The sequence below is a fragment of the Marinimicrobium sp. UBA4509 genome (genome assembly GCF_002388575.1).
Classification (GTDB): Bacteria; Pseudomonadota; Gammaproteobacteria; order Pseudomonadales; family Cellvibrionaceae; genus Marinimicrobium; species Marinimicrobium koreense.
The window spans coordinates 8,818-10,048 of record NZ_DGMV01000083.1 but is presented as its reverse complement, the minus strand read 5'-3'; the positions used below and the strand labels follow the sequence as shown (position 1 = coordinate 10,048).

At 62.1% G+C, this 1,231-nt stretch carries 2 protein-coding genes; both read left to right on the top strand.

The window, feature by feature from the left end; all coding sequences use genetic code 11:
- The first annotated feature begins 46 nt into the window (after positions 1-46).
- Entirely contained in the window at positions 47-895 is an 849-nt protein-coding gene (locus tag B3520_RS15515; protein WP_286876407.1) for a rhomboid family intramembrane serine protease, read from the top strand.
- 40 nt (positions 896-935) lie between these two features.
- Entirely contained in the window at positions 936-1,196 is a 261-nt protein-coding gene (locus tag B3520_RS15510; RefSeq protein WP_286876406.1) for a YeaC family protein, read from the top strand.
- Positions 1,197-1,231 lie beyond the last annotated feature (35 nt).

Here is a 1,231-nt window from a genome sequence, read left to right as displayed (position 1 = left end):
GCGAAGCGCATCCGCCGTAACCAAACTTCAACCAACGAGACCCCAAGTGACCTGGATCCCCGTCAAACAACTCCCCCTGACCCGCGACCTGACCGAACTCAGCCGCTTTCTCCACCAGAGAGGCCTGATCCACCGCATCACCGACGAAGGCAGCCACCAACAGATCTGGGTCCAGGATCCGGCTCTGGTAGACCCACTGGCGGACCTCACCGAACGATGGTTGCAGGGCGAGCTGGAGCTCCCCACCGACGACTCACCACGTCGCGAGGTGCCCACCGGCCCCGGCCCCCGACAGTTCCCGGTTACCGTCGCGCTGCTGTTACTCAGCGCCGCCGGTGCCCTGATTGGTATGAATATCCTCGGCGGCGCCCTGATTCCCTGGTTGACCTTCCAGCCACTGAGCCTGACCGGCGCCGGCCCGGAATTTGGCAGCTGGGGCGAGGCCATGGCCCGGGGTGAACTCTGGCGCCTGCTGACCCCCGCATTTCTGCACTTCAGCGCCTTCCACATCCTGTTCAACGGCCTCTGGATCTGGGAACTGGGCCGTCGCCTGGAGGCGGTATTGGGAGTCGGTCATTACCTGCTGTTTTTCGTCGGCACCGCCGTTGCTGCCAACCTGGCCCAGTTTGCCAGCGGCCCGTCGGTCTTTGGCGGCATGTCGGGCGTCGTCTACGCCCTGATCGGATTCATCTGGATGCGCCAGAAGTTTAGCCCCCACCCGATACTGGCGGTCCCGCCGGGCATCATCGGCTTTATGCTGGTCTGGCTGGTGATCTGCTTCACCGGCATCGTCGACCGCTTCATCGGCGGCTCCATCGCCAACGGCGCCCACCTCGGCGGCCTCCTGGCCGGCATGGCCTGGGGCATCCTGACCAGCAAAACTCAGGCGCGATGATTTGTTATACTCATCCAATACCCGAACACAGAGCGATCCCATGAACTACCAAGACCTGCTCAATTCACTGACCCCGGAAATCTATGACAACCTAAAACGCGCGGTGGAACTGGGCAAATGGCCCGACGGCCGGGTGGTAACGCCGGAACAACGCCAGCATTGCATGGAGGCGGTCATCGCCTACGAACACAAACATCTACCCCCGGAGCAACACACCGGCTACATCCCACCCAAGCCCCACACCCACTGCGGCGGCGAAGGCGAGGTGGCCGAGGCTGATCAGCCGCTAAAGTGGAAGTGACGCTTTTATTTTCTCTTGTGGGATAAGTTGTAGTC

What these genes read in the sequence shown, in the direction of transcription:
- B3520_RS15510 (WP_286876406.1), top strand. Translation starts at nt 936, where the DNA reads ATGAACTACCAAGACCTGCTCAATTCACTGACCCCGGAAATCTATGAC.